This is a genomic window from Streptomyces sp. NPDC050997, assembly GCF_040660135.1.
Lineage (GTDB): Bacteria > Actinomycetota > Actinomycetes > Streptomycetales > Streptomycetaceae > Streptomyces.
Genome location: NZ_JBFAGK010000014.1, coordinates 126,352 through 141,928 on the forward strand (window position 1 = coordinate 126,352; position 15,577 = coordinate 141,928).

Consider the following 15,577-nt stretch of genomic DNA (forward strand, 5'->3'; position numbering starts at 1 on the left):
CGGGGCGGGAGGGGGCGTCACAGGGCGTGAGCGGCATGGACGGGCGCACCCGCTCTAACTACCCGAGCGCCCCTGGACATACTCCGTCGGAATGACCGGTTCCCCGCGGGACAGCTGGGTCGCCGACAGCGGCAGACCGGCCCGGGCGGCCGCGTGCCGGTCGCGGGCCACGTCCAGTGGCTCCCGGGCGACGACATCGCCGCCCTTGACCAGCTCGACCAGCAGCTGACGGTCGGCCAGTTCACCCGGCACCGGCCCGGTGCCGACGACCTCGGTCTCCGCGGCCCCGTACTGGTCCAGCCGGCGCGCGGCCCACTTGCGCCCGCCGACGGACGTCTTGCCGCCGGTCGCCTTCTTCGCCACCGGGACCAGCGGGGCCCTCGGATCGGCGGACTCGGCGCGGGCGACCAGCTTGTAGACCATCGAGCAGGTCGGGTGCCCGGAGCCGGTCACCAGCTGGGTGCCGACGCCGTACGCGTCCACGGGCGCCGCGGCCAGTGAGGCGATGGCGTACTCGTCCAGGTCCGAGGTCACGATGATCTTCGTCTCGGTGGCGCCCAGCTCGTCCAGCTGCTGCCGTACCCGGTGCGCGACCAGCAGCAGGTCCCCGGAGTCGATCCGCACGGCGCCAAGCTCGGGCCCGGCGACCTCCACGGCCGTCCGGACGGCCTCGCCGACGTCGTACGTGTCCACGAGCAGCGTGGTACCCCGGCCGAGCGAGTTCACCTGGGCCTGGAAGGCGTCCCGCTCGTGGTCGTGCAGCAGGGTGAAGGCGTGGGCGGAGGTGCCCACGGTGGGGATGCCGTAGCGGAAACCGGCCGCCAGGTCCGAGGTGGTGGTGAAACCGCCGACGTACGCGGCGCGCGCGGCGGCGACCGCGGCCAGCTCGTGGGTACGGCGGGCCCCCATCTCGATCAGCGGGCGCCCGCCGGCGGCGGAGGACATCCGGGAGGCGGCCGCGGCGATCGCCGAGTCGTGGTTGAGGATCGACAGGATCACGGTCTCGAGCAGTACGCACTCGGCGAACGAGCCCTCCACCCGCATGATCGGCGAGCCCGGGAAGTAGACCTCGCCCTCGGGATAGCCCCAGACGTCACCCGAGAAGCGGTACGCGGCGAGCCATTCCAAAGTCGCCTCGTCGACGATGGAGTGCTCGCGCAGGAAGCCGAGGACGTCCCCGTCGAAACGGAAGTTCTCCACCGCGTCCAGGACGCGTCCGGTGCCCGCCACCACGCCGTAGCGACGTCCCTCCGGCAAACGCCGGGTGAAGCACTCGAACACGCTGCGCCGTTCGGCGGTCCCCGCCTTCAGAGCGGCCTGCAGCATGGTGAGCTCGTACTGGTCCGTGAAGAGCGCCGTCGAGGGAACGTCCACCGGCAGCCCAAGGTCCGCTACATCCACGACAGCTCTCCTCGCTATGACTCTCCGAGTGCCCCCAGGCCGGCCGGGGGTCCGGGGGTCGTCCCCCGGTGTATGCGGCATGGGAATGGATGCTACCCCCATTTCGTCAGTGTGACGATTTACGGGGGGCGTGGCAGCATGGGCGATGTGACGTCACCCGCTCCCCTAGAGACCGAACGCACCGAGTCGGCGGAGGAGGTCTTCGCCGTCCCCGAGCCGGACGTCCCCTGGATCACCATCGTCCACAACGACCCGGTCAACCTCATGAGCTATGTGACGTACGTCTTCCAGACGTACTTCGGCTACTCCAAGGACAAGGCCACCAAGCTCATGCTCGATGTCCATCACAAGGGCCGGGCGGTCGTCTCCAGCGGCTCCCGCGAGGAGATGGAACGCGACGTGCAGGCCATGCACGGCTACGGTCTGTGGGCGACGCTCCAGCAGGACCGCAAGTAGTCCGGCAGACCGCCGACAGACATCTCGACAGATCGCCGACAGGCACCCCGACAGACCGCCGACACCGTCCCGGCAGACCGCCGAGAAGCAGCCCAGCAGACCGCCAAGCAGCGAAAAGATTCCATGCCAGGACACTTCGAACCGCTCCCCGGCGGCGGCGCGGCCGTCGCCCTCGATGACGTCGAGATCTCGATCATCCGGTCGCTGGCCGTCCAGCTCCTGGAACTCATCGGCCCCGGCCCTACGGGGGAGACCACCGACGACCCGCTCGCCGAGCTGTTCGCCGAGGGTCCCAGCGAACCCCCGTCCGACCCTGTCCTCAAGCGGCTCTTCCCCGACGCCTACAGCGACCCGGAGGGCGCCGCCGGGGCGAAGCGGGCCGAGGAGGAGCGCGAGTACTCCGCCGAGTTCCGTCGCTACACCGAGAACGACCTCAGAGCCGGCAAGCGGGAGAACGCCCTCGCGGTGATCCGCTCCCTGGACGCGCTCAGTCCGTCCGGCGAGGGCGGGGCGATCCTCAAGCTGGCGCCCGGTGAGTCCCAGCAGTGGCTGAGTTCCCTCAACGACCTGCGCCTCGCGATCGGCTCCCGTCTGGAGATCAGCGACGAGGACGACGGCGACCTCCTCTACCACCTCCCGGACGACGACCCCCGCAAGCCGATGGTGATGGCGTATCTGTGGCTGGGAGGGCTTCAGGAGACGCTCGTGTCCACCCTCATGCCGTGAGTGCGGTGATGTGAGGGTGAATGAGCGTGAATGAGGGGGAGCGTGTGGGAGCGCGAGTGGATGAGGGCGAGCGCCGGGTGAGCGCTGGGCATATGCCCCATCTTGTGTAGATTCTGTGTTCGCTCAACGGACACTCAAATCCGAATAACGATCACGTCACCGCGGCGGGCACCTATGACCCTCCGCGGTGTTCTTTGTCCGGTTCTTCTTGTGTGCCGCGTCACATGTCATGCAGGTGATCAGAGTTGCGGCCGTGATAAATCTTCACGACCGCCCGGCGAACACCACCCAGGTTCGTCCGGGTGCGCCACCGAGCCGGCGACCGCCGGCCAGGCACGAGCGGACTCCGCTCACTCCAGCTATCCGGGGGGATCGAGATCCGGTCCGAGGCCGACGAGAGGCCCGGATCGGCATGGAGAAAGGCGCACCACACATGACCTCAGCGCAGGTCGACACGGACAAGGCCCCGAAGGAGTCAGAAGAGGGGTACGAGCGCGGGCTCGGCAGCCGTCAGGTCCAGATGATCGCGATCGGCGGCGCGATCGGCGTCGGTCTCTTCCTGGGTGCCGGGGCGAACATCGCCAAGGCCGGGCCCAGCCTGATCTTCATGTACGCCCTCGCGGGCGTCATCATCTTCTTCGTCATGCGGGCGCTCGGCGAGCTCCTGCTCTACCGCCCGGTCTCGGGCTCGTTCGCGGAGTACTCCCGCGAGTTCCTCGGCCCGTTCTTCGGCTACTTCACCGGCTGGACGTACTGGCTGATGTGGGTGGTCACCGGCATGGCCGAACTGACGGCCGCCGCGATCTACGTGAACTACTGGTTCCCCTCCATCCCGCGGTGGGTGACGGCCCTGGTCTTCCTGGTGATCCTCTTCGGGGTCAACCTGATCTCCGTGAAGCTCTTCGGCGAGCTGGAGTTCTGGTTCTCGATGGTCAAGGTCACCGCCCTGATCGGCATGATCGTGATCGGCCTCGGTGTCCTCACCTTCGGCTTCAGCGCCGCCGGTGACACCGCCGCCGTCTCCAACCTCTGGGCCTTCGACGGCTTCTTCCCCAAGGGCGTCGGCTCGTCCCTGATGACCCTGCAGGGCGTCATGTTCGCCTACCTCGCCGTCGAGCTGGTCGGCGTCACCGCCGGCGAGTCCGAGGACCCGGAGAAGACCCTCCCCAAGGCGATCAACACCCTGCCCTGGCGGATCGCGCTGTTCTACGTCGGCGCCCTCACCGTCATCCTCTGCGTCGTCAAGTGGACCGACTTCGCGCCGGGCGTGAGCCCCTTCGTCGAGGCCTTCGCCAAGATCGGCATCCCGGCGGGCGCCGGCATCGTCAACTTCGTCGTGCTGACCGCCGCGTTGTCCTCCTGCAACTCCGGCATGTACTCCACGGGCCGCATGCTGCGGAACCTGGCGGAGAGTGGCGAGGCTCCCGCGGTCTTCCGGAAGCTGTCCGCGTCCAGGGCCCCGGCCTTCGGCATCACCGTCTCGGTGCTCTTCATGGGCATCGGCGTGGTCCTCAACTACATCGTCCCGGAGAAGGCCTTCGGCTACGTCACCTCGGTGGCCACCGCGGCCGGCATCTGGACCTGGCTGATGATCCTGATCAGCCACGTCCTCTACCGTCGCGCGGTCGACGCGGGCCGCCTGCCCGCCTCCTCCTTCCCGGCGCCGGGCGGATCGAAGTGCAGTTACCTCGCAATCGCCTTCCTGCTCTTCGTCACCGGTCTGATCGCGTACGACGCCGACGCCCGCGTCTGCCTCTATGTGATGGCCGGCTGGGCCGCCGCCCTGGGCATCGGCTGGGCGATCCTCAAGAGCCGCAACCCGCAGATCGGCGTGCGCGGCGGCGACAAGGAGTTCGAGAAGATCGTCGGCTAGGACCTGTCCGGCCGGACCCTGCACGTCCGGCCGCGCGGGACCTCTCGTGGCACCCCCCGCGGCTGCCGCCCAGAAGTCCGCCATGTGGGCCGCCCCGTACCACCCCTCGGTACGGGGCGGCCCCTTTGCTTATCCTGACCAGCATGCTGACCATCACCCAGGCCCTGTTCGACCAGATCGTCGCCCACGCGCGCGAGGACCACCCCGACGAGGCGTGCGGCGTGGTCGCGGGCCCGGCGGGCTCGGGCCGCCCCGAGCGGTTCGTCCCGATGCTGAACGCGGCCCGCTCGCCCACGTTCTACGAGTTCGACTCCGGCGACCTGCTCAAGCTCTACCGGGAGCTGGACGACCGGGACGAGGAACCCGTGATCATCTACCACTCCCACACGGCCACCGAGGCCTACCCGTCCCGCACCGACATCTCCTACGCCAACGAGCCCGGCGCGCACTACGTCCTCGTCTCCACCGCCGACACCGACGAGGCCGGCCCGTTCCAGTTCCGCTCCTTCCAGATCCTGGAGGGCGTGGTGACGGAGGAGGAGGTACAGGTCGTCGAGGCATACTGATCGTCGTACGCCCCGACAACTCGCCGTATCGGAGATGGTGTTGACGCGACGGTCGAACGGACAGCGCCCCACGCTCGAGGACGTCGCACGTCGGTCGGGGGTGTCGAAGTCCACGGTGTCGCGGGTGATCAACGCGGAGCCCAGGGTGCGCGCCGAGGTCATCGACCGGGTCCGGGAAGTGATCGCCGAACTGGGTTACGTGCCCAACCAGGCCGCCCGCCAACTGGTCACCCATCGCACCGGCGCGGTCGCGGTGGTGGCGGCCCAGCCGGAGAACCGCCTCTTCCTCGACCCGTTCTTCGACCGCCACCTGCGCGGCATCCGACGGGAACTCGCCCTCCACGGTGCCCAGGCCGTCCTGCTGTTCCTCGACGAGCCCGACGACTACGCGCGCGTGGCCGACTATCTCGGCGGCGGTCATGTCGACGGCGCCCTCCTGTTCTCCCTGCGGCCCGGCGACCGACTGCCCGAGATGGTCGACCGGCTCGGCCTGCCCGCCGTCTTCGGCGGACGTCCGCTGCTGCGCGACGGCGACCCCGTGCGAGGCGGCCAGGCCTACGTCGACGGCGACAACCGCGAGGGTGCCCGGCAGGCCGTACGGCACCTCGTCTCGCTCGGCCGCTCCCGCATCGCGACCGTCACCGGGCCCTACGACCAGGAGAACTCCGCCGCCGACCGGCTCGCCGGATACCGGGACGTCCTGCCGGCCGCCTCCGCGCACCTGATCGAGAAGGCCGACTACACCCAGCAGGGCGGCGCCGACGCGATGGCCGCCCTGCTGAGACGCTGCCCCGACCTGGACGCCGTCTTCGTCGCCTCGGACCTCATGGCGTCCGGCGCGCTGCAGGCGCTGCGGGAGCGCGGACGCCGGGTCCCGCAGGACGTGGCCGTGGTCGGTTTCGACGACCTCGCGGAGATCGCCGAGTCGACCGACCCCCCGCTGACCACCGTCCACCAGGACGTCGAGGAGATGGGCCGCCTGATGGCCCGGCTGCTGTTCGACCGCACACAGAACCCCGACGCCCCGGCCGGGTCCTCGGTGGTCGTGCCCACCCGTCTGGTGCTCCGGAAGTCCGCGTGAACTGTAGAGTCTCACTCTCCGACCGCAAACCGTCCACCATGTGGGATCACACTCCGGGATCAGGACCGGGAATCGATACGATGACCCCATGGTTCTTGACGACGTGTGCGAGAAGACGCCGGGCATGCTGCTCGTGGCGCGGCTGCACGTCGACCTGTGCAGGCTCGCCAGCGCCATCTGTTGACGCTGCCCCGTGCCGCCGTACGGTCGTGAGCCGGTAGGGGGCACCCCCCGCGCGAGCGAGGCCGAGCGCGGGGGAACCTCACCCGTACAACCCAGCTGTACCGCGCTGTCGTGCGCCCACCGACCTGACCACCCCCGACAGGAGCCCGCAACCATGGCCATCGAGGTCCGCATCCCGACCATCCTCCGCCCGTACACCGACGGCCAGAAGGCGGTGGAAGGCAACGGGGACACCCTCGCCGAGCTCTTCACCGACCTCGAGAACCGGCATGCGGGCATCCAGGCCCGCATCGTGGACGGCGACCAGCTGCGCCGCTTCGTCAACGTCTACCTCAACGACGAGGACGTCCGGTTCCTGGACGGCATCAACACCAAGCTCGCCGACGGCGACAGCGTGACGATCCTGCCGGCCGTGGCCGGCGGCATGGCCTAAGGCAAGCTGACCACCCATGCGTTACGACTCCCCGCTGGCCGCGGTAGGCAACACCCCCCTGGTGCTCCTGCCGCGGCTCTCGCCGTCCGCCGACGTCCGCGTCTGGGCCAAGCTGGAGGACCGCAACCCCACCGGCTCGGTCAAGGACCGCCCCGCCCTGCACATGATCGAACAGGCGGAGAAGGACGGCCGCCTGACTCCCGGCTGCACCATCCTGGAGCCCACCTCCGGCAACACCGGCATCTCCCTGGCCATGGCGGCCAAGCTCAAGGGCTACCGCATGGTGTGCGTGATGCCGGAGAACACCTCGCAGGAACGCCGTGACCTGCTCGGCATGTGGGGCGCCGAGATCGTCCCCAGCCCCGCCGCGGGCGGCTCCAACACCGCCGTACGGGTCGCCAAGGAAATCGCCGCCGAGCATCCCGACTGGGTGATGCTCTACCAGTACGGCAACCCGGACAACGCGGGCGCCCACTACGCGACGACCGGCCCGGAGATCCTCGCCGACCTCCCGTCGATCACCCACTTCGTCGCGGGCCTCGGCACCACCGGCACCCTGATGGGCGTCGGCCGCTTCCTGCGCGAACACAAGCCGGACGTACGGATCGTCGCCGCCGAACCGCGCTACGACGACCTGGTGTACGGCCTGCGCAACCTCGACGAGGGCTTCGTACCGGAGCTGTACGACGCCTCCGTCCTCACCACCCGTTTCTCGGTCGGCTCCGCCGACGCGGTCACCCGCACCCGCGAACTCCTCCAGCAGGAGGGCATCTTCGCGGGCGTCTCCACCGGCGCCGCCCTGCACGCGGCGATCGGCGTCGGCCAGAAGGCGCTGAAGGCCGGCGAGAGCGCGGACATCGCGTTCGTCGTCGCCGACGGCGGCTGGAAGTACCTCTCCACCGGCGTCTACACGGCGGCCACCACCGAGGAGGCCATCGAAGCGCTCCAGGGCCAGCTCTGGGCGTAGCCTTGGTGAAGATGACTGTGCCTTCGGCCAGGACCTTCGGGCCTGAGCCCTACCGCGTGAGGTGGCGGACCTGGTCCCACAGGACCGGGTCCACCCTCCCGGCCAGCCGCCGGAACTCCCGCACCGGCACGTCGCGCAGCTCGTCCGTCTCCAGGAAGCTCGCGCGCCCCCGCGCGTCGTCCACCGAGCCCGGCGGCAGGGGGATCACCCCGGCCCGCTCCGCGTGGCGTTTGCTGGTGATCTTCGCGACGGTCGCCCGGTCCCCGCGCACCACCAGCACCAGACAGGGCCGGTCCTTGGCCCGCCCGTCACCCGACACCGTCCTGCCCGACGCCCCGCGTGCGGCGGCCTCTGATGCCGGCCCGTCCTCATAGGGCACGTTCGCCCACCAGATCTCCGCCGGCCGCGGCAGGACACCGGAGCCCCTCGGACGCCTCGGCGGCCGGGTCCCGCGACCCGCCGGACGATGCCCCCGACCCCAGCCGTCGATGAGCGTGGCGACCAGCGCGAGCAGCACCACCGACGCGAGCGCCAACCACCAGGACGTGTGCATGCGATGACGTTACCGGCGCGCGCCCGCCGAGCGCGCCCCCTCGTCAGCCCCATGCGCCCATGGTCCAGCCGAACCGGTGACACCACAGGTGAGTTCGCCCACAACAGCCCTTGGTGGAGGACCGACCGGGGGTTTTGCGCCTTACGCTCGACGGACCGCACGACCCCCGACGCCCTGTTCCCCGATCTTCTGAGTTCCCGCCCGCGGAGGTTTCTGCTTTATGAAGCTCACCGTCGTCGGCTGCTCGGGGTCGTTCCCATCCGCGGAATCGGCCTGTTCGAGCTACCTCATCGAGGCCGACGGCTTCCGGCTGCTTCTCGACATGGGCAATGGTGCCCTGGGCGAGCTGCAGCGCCACTGCGGTCTCTACGACCTCGACGCGATCTTCCTCAGCCATCTGCACGCCGACCACTGCATCGACATGTGCGCGTACTTCGTGGCGCGTTACTACCGCCACGACGGCGGCCGCTGCGCTCCGATCCCCGTCTACGGACCCGAGGGCACGGAACACCGCCTCACCACGGCCTACGCGGACACCCCCACCGCCTCCTCGATGAGCGAGGTCTTCGACTTCCACACGGTCAAGCCGTCCACCTTCGACATCGGCCCGTTCACGGTCCACACGGAACGCGTGGCCCACCCGGTCGAGGCGTACGGCATCCGCATCGAGCACGGCGGGAAGGTCCTGACGTACTCCGGCGACACGGGCGTCACCCCGGCGCTGGACGAACTCGCCCGGGACGCCGACCTGTTCCTGTGCGAGGCGGCCTTCACGCACGGCAAGGAGAGCATCCCCGACCTGCATCTCAACGGTCGGGAGGCCGGCGAGACGGCGACCCGGGCAGGTGCCCGGAGGCTGATACTGACCCACATCCCCCCGTGGACCGACCCCCAGGCCAACCTCGCCGACGCGCGCACGACGTTCGACGGCCCGGCGGAACTGGCGAGGCCGGGGGCGTCGTACGAGATCTAGTGCCTGCCGCGGCACTTGGTCGTACGCCGTCTCGGTCCCACGACGTGACAGAGGCCCCGGAGCTCACGGCTCCGGGGCCTCTTCGTCGCTGTCAGCGGTGGCTCACGCCTTCGTGAGGTCCTCGACCTCCTCGTCGGGCTCACGGCCCGGGGTGGGGAGGTTCCACCTGATGATGGCGAAGCGGAAGACGGAGTAGTAGACGGCGCCGAAGACCAGGCCGATCGGGATGATCAGCCAGGGCTTGGTGGCCAGGTTCCAGTTCAGGGCGTAGTCGATGAAGCCCGCGGAGAAGTTGAAGCCCGCGTGGACTCCCAGCCCCCAGGTGACGGCCATGGAGACAGCGGTCAGCACCGCGTGGATCACGTAGAGAAGGGGGGCGATGAACATGAACGAGAACTCGATCGGCTCGGTCACACCGGTCACGAAGGACGTCAGGGCGAGCGAGACCATCATGCCCATCACGGCCTTGCGGCGCTCGGGGCGAGCCGTGTGCGCGATGGCCAGCGCCGCGGCCGGCAGGCCGAACATCATGATCGGGAAGAAGCCGGACATGAACATCCCGGCGCTCGGGTCGCCGGCGAGGAAGCGGCTGTAGTCGCCGTGGACGACCTCGCCGGCGGCGTCGGTGAAGTCACCGAGCTGGAACCAGGCCACCGTGTTCACGAACTGGTGCATGCCGACGGGTATCAGCGCCCGGTTGATCAGACCGAAGAGGGCGGCACCGAAGGAGCCCAGGCCGGTCATCCACTCGCCGAAGTTTCCGATGCCCTCACCGATGGGCTCCCAGACCAGCCCGAAGAAGACACCGACGACGATGCCGACGAACGCCATGATGATCGGAACGAGTCGGCGACCGTTGAAGAAGCCGAGCCAGTCGACCAGCTTCGTACGGTGGAACCTCTGCCAGAGCACCGCCGAGAGCAGACCCATGATGATGCCGCCGAGGACACCGGGGTTGTTGTAAGTCGCGGCTATGTCAGCACCCTTGGTGACCTGGGCCTCCGTCACCGGGAACGCCTCAAGGACCTTGCTGTAGACCAGGAAGCCCACCAGCGCGGCGAGGGCGGTCGAGCCGTCGGCCTTCTTGGCGAAGCCGATGGCGACACCGATGCAGAAGAGCATCGGGAGGCTGCCGGTGATGGCGCCGCCTGCCTTGTCGAAGACCGAGGCGACCTGGTCCCAGCCGAGGCCGTCGGCCCCGAAGACGTCAGGTTGGCCGAGTCGGACGATCAAGCCCGCCGCCGGCAGCACGGCGATCGGGAGCTGCAGGCTGCGGCCGACCTTCTGTAGTCCCTGGAGCAGACCGGAACCCCGCTTCTTCGCGGGGGCCGCCGTTGCGGTGGCGGAGCTCATACTTCCTCCATCGGTGGTGGTCTACACCACTCAGTGGTGTAGACCATGTTGTAGCACGGTGAAGGAGAGATAAGGAACCCACGATTCTACGTAATCGCGCGTGATGGTTTGGCGACCGCCTGTCAGGTGGTGTAGACCAGCTACCGACGATTTCGGCGGTTCGGATCAGGGAGAAGGAACATGGCCAGCAAGGCTGAGAAGATCGTTGCGGGGCTCGGCGGCATCGACAACATCGAAGAAGTCGAAGGCTGCATCACCCGCCTGCGGACCGAGGTCATCGACGCCGCCAAGGTCGACGACGCCGCCCTGAAGGCCGCCGGCGCACACGGCGTCGTCAAGATGGGCACCGCGATCCAGGTCGTCATCGGCACCGACGCCGACCCCATCGCCGCGGAGATCGAAGATTTGATGTGAAGAGCCGGAATCATCCCCGGCTTCACCCTCTGAGGGGCCCTTTCCTGCCGACGGACGGGCCCCTTTCACAGGTACCACTAGGCTCAACGCCATGTCTCGAATCGACGGCCGCACCCCCGAACAACTCCGCCCGGTCACCATCGAACGCGGCTGGAGCAAGCACGCCGAGGGCTCCGTCCTCGTCTCCTTCGGCGACACGAAGGTCTTCTGCACCGCCTCCGTCACCGAAGGCGTCCCGCGCTGGCGCAAAGGCAGCGGCGAGGGCTGGGTCACCGCCGAGTACTCCATGCTGCCCCGCGCCACCAACACCCGCGGCGACCGCGAGTCCGTCCGCGGCAAGATCGGCGGCCGCACCCACGAGATCAGCCGGCTCATCGGCCGCTCCCTGCGCGCGGTCATCGACTACAAGGCACTCGGCGAGAACACCATCGTCCTGGACTGCGACGTCCTCCAGGCCGACGGCGGCACCCGCACCGCGGCCATCACCGGCGCGTACGTGGCCCTCGCGGACGCCGTCTCCTGGGCCCAGGGCAAGAAGCTGATCAAGGCCGGCCGCCAGCCCCTCACCGGAACGGTCAGCGCGGTCTCCGTCGGCATCGTCGGCTCGGTCCCGCTCCTCGACCTCCGCTACGAGGAGGACGTGCGCGCCGAGACCGACATGAACGTCGTCTGCACCGGCGACGGCCGCTTCGTCGAGGTCCAGGGCACCGCCGAGGCCGAACCCTTCGACCGCGACGAACTCAACTCCCTGCTCGACCTGGCGGTCGCCGGCTGCACCGAGCTGGCAGCCCTGCAGCGCACGGCACTTGATACGGTCCTCGAAAAGTAAAGGGACCACCAAGAAGGGCGGCCGTCACGGGCAACCGTGCCGACCGTCCTCGCGTCACTACCGGTACGGGCGCACGGCACACCACCGTGCGCCCGGCCAACACGGGGGGCCCACCGGGGGCCTGACCAACGGGAGGGAACAGATCCATGGCCGCGAGCCGACGCCGCCGTAGTCGCCGTACCGCAATCGCCGCCGCCGTAGCGGCCGTTGGGCTGACAGTCGGCCTCACCACCGGCTGCGACGCCGTGACCAAGGCACTCGACTGTGTGCAGACCGCCGACGCCATCGCCGACAGCGTCACGGATCTCCAACAGGCCGTGGAGAGCGCGTCGAACGACCCGACGCAGCTGCAGGAGTCCCTCGACTCCATCGACCAGAACCTCGACGAGATCGGCGACAAGACCGACAACACCGACGTCAACAAGGCGGTCGAGGACCTCGGCGACGCCGTCGGCAACGTCCGTACAGCCGTCAAGAACGGCGACGAGACACCCGATCTCAGCCCGGTCACGGACGCGGCGGGCGAACTGACGAAGGTCTGCACGCCGTAACCCCTCCGGTGCGGCCGGGATACTGGTGCGCATGACCCGCCTGATTCTCGCCACCCGCAACGCCGGAAAGATCACCGAACTCCGGGCGATCCTCGCCGACGCAGGCCTGCCCCACGACCTCGTCGGCGCGGACGCCTACCCCGACATCCCCGACGTCAGGGAAACAGGCGTCACCTTCGCCGAGAACGCCCTCCTGAAGGCCCACGCCCTGGCCCGGGCAACGGGCCTGCCCGCCATCGCCGACGACTCCGGCCTCTGCGTCGACGTCCTGGGCGGCGCCCCCGGCATCTTCTCCGCCCGCTGGGCCGGCAAACACGGAGACGACCGAGCCAACCTGGACCTGCTCCTGGCCCAACTCTCCGACATCGCCGACGAACACCGCGGCGCCCACTTCACCTGCGCGGCGGCCCTGGCCCTGCCGGACGGCACGGAGCGGGTGGTCGAGGGCCGACTGAGGGGCACCCTGCGCCACACCCCCGTAGGCACGAACGGCTTCGGCTACGACCCGATCCTCCAGCCGGACGGCGACACCCGCACCTGCGCCGAACTGACCGCCGAGGAGAAGAACGCGATCAGTCATCGGGGGGAGGCGTTTCGGGGGCTGGTGCCGGTGGTTCGGGAGTTGCTGGGCTGAACCACGGGAGGGGCCGCCCAAGCGGGCGGCCCCTGTGTGAGTGCGGCCGATGGGAGTCGAACCCACATGGGCAAATGCCCCGAGGCACCTAAAACCTCTGCTTATACCATTCAGCAACGGCCGCGTGACCGCCCATGCTACCGGGGAGGCATGCGGCGGCGCTTCCCACCTCTGCACCACGTATTGGTGACCGCGTGGCAGTTGGGGCACAGCAACCGCAGGTTCTCGCGGCGATCGTCACTCCAGTCCCCGTCGATGTGATCGATCTCAAGCGTCATGGGCTTGCCGAGCCACTCGGGACCGACGCCGCACTCGGCACACTCCTCGGGTAGGCCGACCTCGCGGAGCGCTCGCCGTAGCTGCACGGTTCGCGTCCGGCGCTTGCCGTCGTGCTTGACCAGGATGTCCGCGGACCGTTTGCTGTGCTGCGGACGGGGTTTCCCTCTTTGATGAGCCTGTCCCAGAAAGTGCTCCGTAGTGAGCTGCTCCTCGATGATCCACTGGCGCAGCAGGGCGCGTTGCGTGCAGTTGTCCGGGCGCTCCAAGCGACGAAGCACGGCTGCGATGGAGGTGGACTCGGCGACTGCGGCACGCAACGCGACGCAAGTGGGTCGTGCTTGCCGACCGCTGTCGCGGAAGTGTGAGATGTCGATGCCGAAGTAAGCGAACCGTCGCGTGAGGTATCTACGGAGATTGTCGTACGGCTGGGTGCCGAAGAAGGCGATGACATCGTCGATGTCGGAACACCGGATGGCGGCTTCGGCCAGCCGCTCGCGGGTGTACTGCACGCCGGTGCTCATGTGGCCCTACCCTTGGCGCGGCCCCGGTAACTGTCGGTGGTCGAGTGGCAGTTGGGGCATAGCAACCGCAGGTTCTCGATCCGGTTGTCGCGCCAGTTGCCGTTGATGTGGTCGATCTCCAAGGGGAGGGGACGACCTCGCCACGTCGCTTCCGCGCCGCACATCGCACATCGCTCCTTCACGCCCATCGCCGTCATCGCCCACCTGAGCCGATCGCTCGGGATGCGCCGGGCCTCGCCCACCGGCTGCTCGACGAGGAAGACCTCCGGCGTTCGAGGGCGCCAGGGTTTGCCGCGTCGCGTCGGAACCTGGAAGTGCGAGGTGTCGATCCCGTACGCCTTGATGCGTCGGCTGATGTGCGTGTGGTGGCCGCCGACCACCTCAAGCCCGAGATGGTGCAGTACCTCGATCATGTTCGTCGACGCCGAAACCGCTGCTTGAAGGACATCCCGGGTCCAGCGCACCCCCTCCCGTTCGAAGTGCGAGACGTCGACACCCAGCTTCTTCATCCGCTCGAAGACGTACCGTCGCGTCGAACTCCGCGGATCCACCCCCAACTTCCGCAACGCCTCCGACAACGTCCGTGCCCCCCGAGCCGCCTTTTCCAGCCGCTCTTTCGGATACGCACTGGCCCCCATAGTTCCCCTCCGATCCCGGCCACACGTTCGTGCCTCGCACGGAGTAACGAACCGTTTATCGGACGGTCACGCTTGAACCGTAAAGGCAGTTGAAATGCTTACCAGTGAGGCCTTCCAGGTGCGGACTCCTGTCCGCTCGGAAGGCTTTTTTCATGACCAGGACCATGGACTCAGGGCTGAACATCCGCCCAGCCACCCCCGCCGATCACCCCACCGTCGAACGCCTCTGGCTGCTGTTCCGGCATGATCTGTCCGATTTCGGGGGGAAACTGCCCAACCCGGACGGGACGTTCCGCAGTGAGCGGTTGGAGGCTGCCTTCTCTGGTGACCTGGACTGGGCGCCGTATCTCTTCAGCATCGGCGAGAGTCCCGTCGGGTTCGCGTTCGTGCGGGCGCTCAGTGGGCCTACCCGGGTGCTCAACAGCTTCTTTGTTGTGCGTGCGGTAAGGAGGAGCGGGGTGGGGCTCCGGGCCCTACGGCAGGTGGTCGCCGGGCATCCGGGGGACTGGGAGATTCCCTTTCAGTACGAGAACACCGGTGCCGTCCGCTTCTGGCGGCGGGTCGCGACCGAGCTCGTCGGGGATGCGTGGACCGAGGAAGCCAGGTCGGTGCCCGAGCGGCCCGACCTGGCTCCCGACGTGTGGATCTCGTTCAGATACCCAAGTCCTTGATGATCTTCGCCACGTGCCCCGTCGCGCGGACGTTGTACAGGGCCCGTTCGACCTTGCCCTCCTCGTCCACGATGATCGTGGAGCGGATGACGCCGAGGTACGTCTTGCCGTAGTTCTTCTTCTCGCCGAAGGCGGCGTAGGACTCGGTGACGGTTTTCTCGGGGTCTGCCAGCAGGGTGACCTTCAGGGACTCCTTCTCGCGGAACTTCGCCAGTTTCTCGGGCTTGTCCGGGGAGATGCCGATGACGTCGTAGCCGGCGGCGGCCAGGACGTCGAGGTTGTCCGTGAAGTCGCAGGCCTGCTTGGTGCAGCCGGGGGTCAGGGCCGCGGGGTAGAAGTAGACGATGACCTTGCGGCCCCGGTACTGCGACAGGGAGATCTCTTTGCCGTCGGCGTCGGGGAGGGTGAAGGCGGGGGCTACGTCCCCGGGCTGGAGTCGCTCGCTCATGCGGGCAAGCGTAACCGGGGGTCCTGG

20 protein-coding genes and 1 tRNA gene are annotated in these 15,577 nt (G+C 68.5%); 14 read left to right on the forward strand and 7 right to left on the reverse strand.

What is annotated here, in order from left to right; genetic code table 11:
- Window positions 1-54 precede the first annotated feature (54 nt).
- A complete protein-coding gene (locus AB0H86_RS28665) occupies window positions 55-1,401 on the reverse strand; it encodes a nicotinate phosphoribosyltransferase (protein ID WP_362444762.1) in 1,347 nt (448 codons plus the stop codon).
- A gap of 138 nt (window positions 1,402-1,539) precedes the next feature.
- Here AB0H86_RS28665 and clpS point away from each other — a divergent pair, with 138 nt between their 5' ends.
- The 8 genes from clpS (at window position 1,540) to AB0H86_RS28705 (ending at window position 7,686) form a co-directional block, all read left to right on the forward strand.
- Window positions 1,540-1,857, forward strand: a complete 318-nt coding sequence (clpS, locus tag AB0H86_RS28670) for an ATP-dependent Clp protease adapter ClpS (RefSeq protein ID WP_362444765.1) — start codon at window positions 1,540-1,542, stop codon at window positions 1,855-1,857.
- A 123-nt stretch (window positions 1,858-1,980) separates the two neighbouring features.
- Entirely contained in the window at window positions 1,981-2,583 is a 603-nt protein-coding gene (locus AB0H86_RS28675) for a DUF2017 domain-containing protein (protein ID WP_362444767.1), read from the forward strand.
- Window positions 2,584-3,016: 433 nt separating this feature from the next.
- Window positions 3,017-4,456 carry an amino acid permease gene (locus AB0H86_RS28680; RefSeq protein ID WP_362444770.1) on the forward strand — a complete coding sequence of 480 codons (1,440 nt, stop codon included), beginning with the start codon at window positions 3,017-3,019 and terminating at the stop codon, window positions 4,454-4,456.
- A gap of 143 nt (window positions 4,457-4,599) precedes the next feature.
- Window positions 4,600-5,022 carry a M67 family metallopeptidase gene (locus AB0H86_RS28685; RefSeq protein ID WP_362444773.1) on the forward strand — a complete coding sequence of 141 codons (423 nt, stop codon included), beginning with the start codon at window positions 4,600-4,602 and terminating at the stop codon, window positions 5,020-5,022.
- Window positions 5,023-5,056: 34 nt separating this feature from the next.
- On the forward strand, window positions 5,057-6,103 hold the full coding sequence (locus AB0H86_RS28690) for a LacI family DNA-binding transcriptional regulator (RefSeq protein ID WP_362444775.1): 1,047 nt from the start codon (window positions 5,057-5,059) through the stop codon (window positions 6,101-6,103).
- 88 nt (window positions 6,104-6,191) lie between these two features.
- Complete coding sequence (locus AB0H86_RS28695) at window positions 6,192-6,287, forward strand: putative leader peptide (protein ID WP_362444778.1); 96 nt, start codon at window positions 6,192-6,194, stop codon at window positions 6,285-6,287.
- A gap of 153 nt (window positions 6,288-6,440) precedes the next feature.
- Window positions 6,441-6,719 carry a MoaD/ThiS family protein gene (locus AB0H86_RS28700; protein WP_362444781.1) on the forward strand — a complete coding sequence of 93 codons (279 nt, stop codon included), beginning with the start codon at window positions 6,441-6,443 and terminating at the stop codon, window positions 6,717-6,719.
- A gap of 16 nt (window positions 6,720-6,735) precedes the next feature.
- Window positions 6,736-7,686 carry a cysteine synthase gene (locus AB0H86_RS28705; RefSeq protein ID WP_362444784.1) on the forward strand — a complete coding sequence of 317 codons (951 nt, stop codon included), beginning with the start codon at window positions 6,736-6,738 and terminating at the stop codon, window positions 7,684-7,686.
- Window positions 7,687-7,735: 49 nt separating this feature from the next.
- Here the strand turns inward: AB0H86_RS28705 and AB0H86_RS28710 are convergent, their stop codons facing one another.
- Window positions 7,736-8,239, reverse strand: a complete 504-nt coding sequence (locus tag AB0H86_RS28710; RefSeq protein WP_362444787.1) for a type II toxin-antitoxin system PemK/MazF family toxin — start codon at window positions 8,237-8,239, stop codon at window positions 7,736-7,738.
- Window positions 8,240-8,459: 220 nt separating this feature from the next.
- On the opposite strand from AB0H86_RS28710, the gene AB0H86_RS28715 reads away from it, so the two are divergent.
- Entirely contained in the window at window positions 8,460-9,212 is a 753-nt protein-coding gene (locus tag AB0H86_RS28715; RefSeq protein WP_362444790.1) for an MBL fold metallo-hydrolase, read from the forward strand.
- A gap of 102 nt (window positions 9,213-9,314) precedes the next feature.
- Here the strand turns inward: AB0H86_RS28715 and AB0H86_RS28720 are convergent, their stop codons facing one another.
- Complete coding sequence (locus AB0H86_RS28720) at window positions 9,315-10,565, reverse strand: PTS transporter subunit EIIC (protein ID WP_362444793.1); 1,251 nt, start codon at window positions 10,563-10,565, stop codon at window positions 9,315-9,317.
- A 180-nt stretch (window positions 10,566-10,745) separates the two neighbouring features.
- Here AB0H86_RS28720 and AB0H86_RS28725 point away from each other — a divergent pair, with 180 nt between their 5' ends.
- The 4 genes from AB0H86_RS28725 (at window position 10,746) to rdgB (ending at window position 12,993) form a co-directional block, all read left to right on the forward strand.
- Window positions 10,746-10,979 (forward strand): PTS glucose/sucrose transporter subunit IIB, encoded by a 234-nt coding sequence (locus AB0H86_RS28725; RefSeq protein WP_362444796.1) that lies wholly within the window; start codon window positions 10,746-10,748, stop codon window positions 10,977-10,979.
- A 91-nt stretch (window positions 10,980-11,070) separates the two neighbouring features.
- Window positions 11,071-11,808 (forward strand): ribonuclease PH, encoded by a 738-nt coding sequence (rph, locus tag AB0H86_RS28730; RefSeq protein WP_362444799.1) that lies wholly within the window; start codon window positions 11,071-11,073, stop codon window positions 11,806-11,808.
- A 146-nt stretch (window positions 11,809-11,954) separates the two neighbouring features.
- A complete protein-coding gene (locus tag AB0H86_RS28735) occupies window positions 11,955-12,359 on the forward strand; it encodes a hypothetical protein (protein WP_362444802.1) in 405 nt (134 codons plus the stop codon).
- Window positions 12,360-12,390: 31 nt separating this feature from the next.
- Window positions 12,391-12,993 carry an RdgB/HAM1 family non-canonical purine NTP pyrophosphatase gene (gene rdgB, locus AB0H86_RS28740; RefSeq protein WP_362444805.1) on the forward strand — a complete coding sequence of 201 codons (603 nt, stop codon included), beginning with the start codon at window positions 12,391-12,393 and terminating at the stop codon, window positions 12,991-12,993.
- Window positions 12,994-13,034: 41 nt separating this feature from the next.
- Here rdgB and AB0H86_RS28745 read toward each other — a convergent pair.
- The 3 genes from AB0H86_RS28745 to AB0H86_RS28755 form a co-directional block, all read right to left on the reverse strand.
- Window positions 13,035-13,117: transfer RNA gene (locus AB0H86_RS28745), tRNA-Leu, on the reverse strand.
- 13 nt (window positions 13,118-13,130) lie between these two features.
- Entirely contained in the window at window positions 13,131-13,793 is a 663-nt protein-coding gene (locus AB0H86_RS28750) for an HNH endonuclease signature motif containing protein (protein ID WP_362444808.1), read from the reverse strand.
- Window positions 13,790-14,431 (reverse strand): HNH endonuclease signature motif containing protein, encoded by a 642-nt coding sequence (locus AB0H86_RS28755; protein WP_362444811.1) that lies wholly within the window; start codon window positions 14,429-14,431, stop codon window positions 13,790-13,792. The genes AB0H86_RS28750 and AB0H86_RS28755 overlap by 4 nt, the downstream gene beginning before the upstream one ends.
- A 152-nt stretch (window positions 14,432-14,583) precedes the next feature.
- Here AB0H86_RS28755 and AB0H86_RS28760 point away from each other — a divergent pair, with 152 nt between their 5' ends.
- Window positions 14,584-15,102 (forward strand): GNAT family N-acetyltransferase, encoded by a 519-nt coding sequence (locus tag AB0H86_RS28760; RefSeq protein ID WP_362444814.1) that lies wholly within the window; start codon window positions 14,584-14,586, stop codon window positions 15,100-15,102.
- On the opposite strand, the gene bcp is transcribed toward AB0H86_RS28760, so the two are convergent.
- Window positions 15,083-15,550, reverse strand: coding sequence for a thioredoxin-dependent thiol peroxidase (bcp, locus tag AB0H86_RS28765; RefSeq protein ID WP_362444817.1), 468 nt, complete (start codon window positions 15,548-15,550; stop codon window positions 15,083-15,085). The genes AB0H86_RS28760 and bcp overlap by 20 nt on opposite strands.
- Between the last annotated feature and the right edge of the window lie 27 nt (window positions 15,551-15,577).

Coding starts and splice junctions, on each gene's coding strand:
- AB0H86_RS28710 (WP_362444787.1), bottom strand. CDS start 8,239: ATGCACACGTCCTGGTGGTTGGCGCTCGCGTCGGTGGTGCTGCTCGCG.
- AB0H86_RS28690 (WP_362444775.1), top strand. CDS start 5,057: ATGGTGTTGACGCGACGGTCGAACGGACAGCGCCCCACGCTCGAGGAC.
- AB0H86_RS28675 (WP_362444767.1), top strand. CDS start 1,981: ATGCCAGGACACTTCGAACCGCTCCCCGGCGGCGGCGCGGCCGTCGCC.
- AB0H86_RS28705 (WP_362444784.1), top strand. CDS start 6,736: ATGCGTTACGACTCCCCGCTGGCCGCGGTAGGCAACACCCCCCTGGTG.
- AB0H86_RS28735 (WP_362444802.1), top strand. CDS start 11,955: ATGGCCGCGAGCCGACGCCGCCGTAGTCGCCGTACCGCAATCGCCGCC.
- rph (WP_362444799.1), top strand. CDS start 11,071: ATGTCTCGAATCGACGGCCGCACCCCCGAACAACTCCGCCCGGTCACC.
- AB0H86_RS28760 (WP_362444814.1), top strand. CDS start 14,584: ATGACCAGGACCATGGACTCAGGGCTGAACATCCGCCCAGCCACCCCC.
- AB0H86_RS28700 (WP_362444781.1), top strand. CDS start 6,441: ATGGCCATCGAGGTCCGCATCCCGACCATCCTCCGCCCGTACACCGAC.
- AB0H86_RS28720 (WP_362444793.1), bottom strand. CDS start 10,565: ATGAGCTCCGCCACCGCAACGGCGGCCCCCGCGAAGAAGCGGGGTTCC.
- AB0H86_RS28680 (WP_362444770.1), top strand. CDS start 3,017: ATGACCTCAGCGCAGGTCGACACGGACAAGGCCCCGAAGGAGTCAGAA.
- AB0H86_RS28685 (WP_362444773.1), top strand. CDS start 4,600: ATGCTGACCATCACCCAGGCCCTGTTCGACCAGATCGTCGCCCACGCG.
- AB0H86_RS28725 (WP_362444796.1), top strand. CDS start 10,746: ATGGCCAGCAAGGCTGAGAAGATCGTTGCGGGGCTCGGCGGCATCGAC.
- AB0H86_RS28695 (WP_362444778.1), top strand. CDS start 6,192: ATGGTTCTTGACGACGTGTGCGAGAAGACGCCGGGCATGCTGCTCGTG.
- clpS (WP_362444765.1), top strand. CDS start 1,540: ATGGGCGATGTGACGTCACCCGCTCCCCTAGAGACCGAACGCACCGAG.
- rdgB (WP_362444805.1), top strand. CDS start 12,391: ATGACCCGCCTGATTCTCGCCACCCGCAACGCCGGAAAGATCACCGAA.
- bcp (WP_362444817.1), bottom strand. CDS start 15,550: ATGAGCGAGCGACTCCAGCCCGGGGACGTAGCCCCCGCCTTCACCCTC.
- AB0H86_RS28715 (WP_362444790.1), top strand. CDS start 8,460: ATGAAGCTCACCGTCGTCGGCTGCTCGGGGTCGTTCCCATCCGCGGAA.
- AB0H86_RS28750 (WP_362444808.1), bottom strand. CDS start 13,793: ATGAGCACCGGCGTGCAGTACACCCGCGAGCGGCTGGCCGAAGCCGCC.
- AB0H86_RS28755 (WP_362444811.1), bottom strand. CDS start 14,431: ATGGGGGCCAGTGCGTATCCGAAAGAGCGGCTGGAAAAGGCGGCTCGG.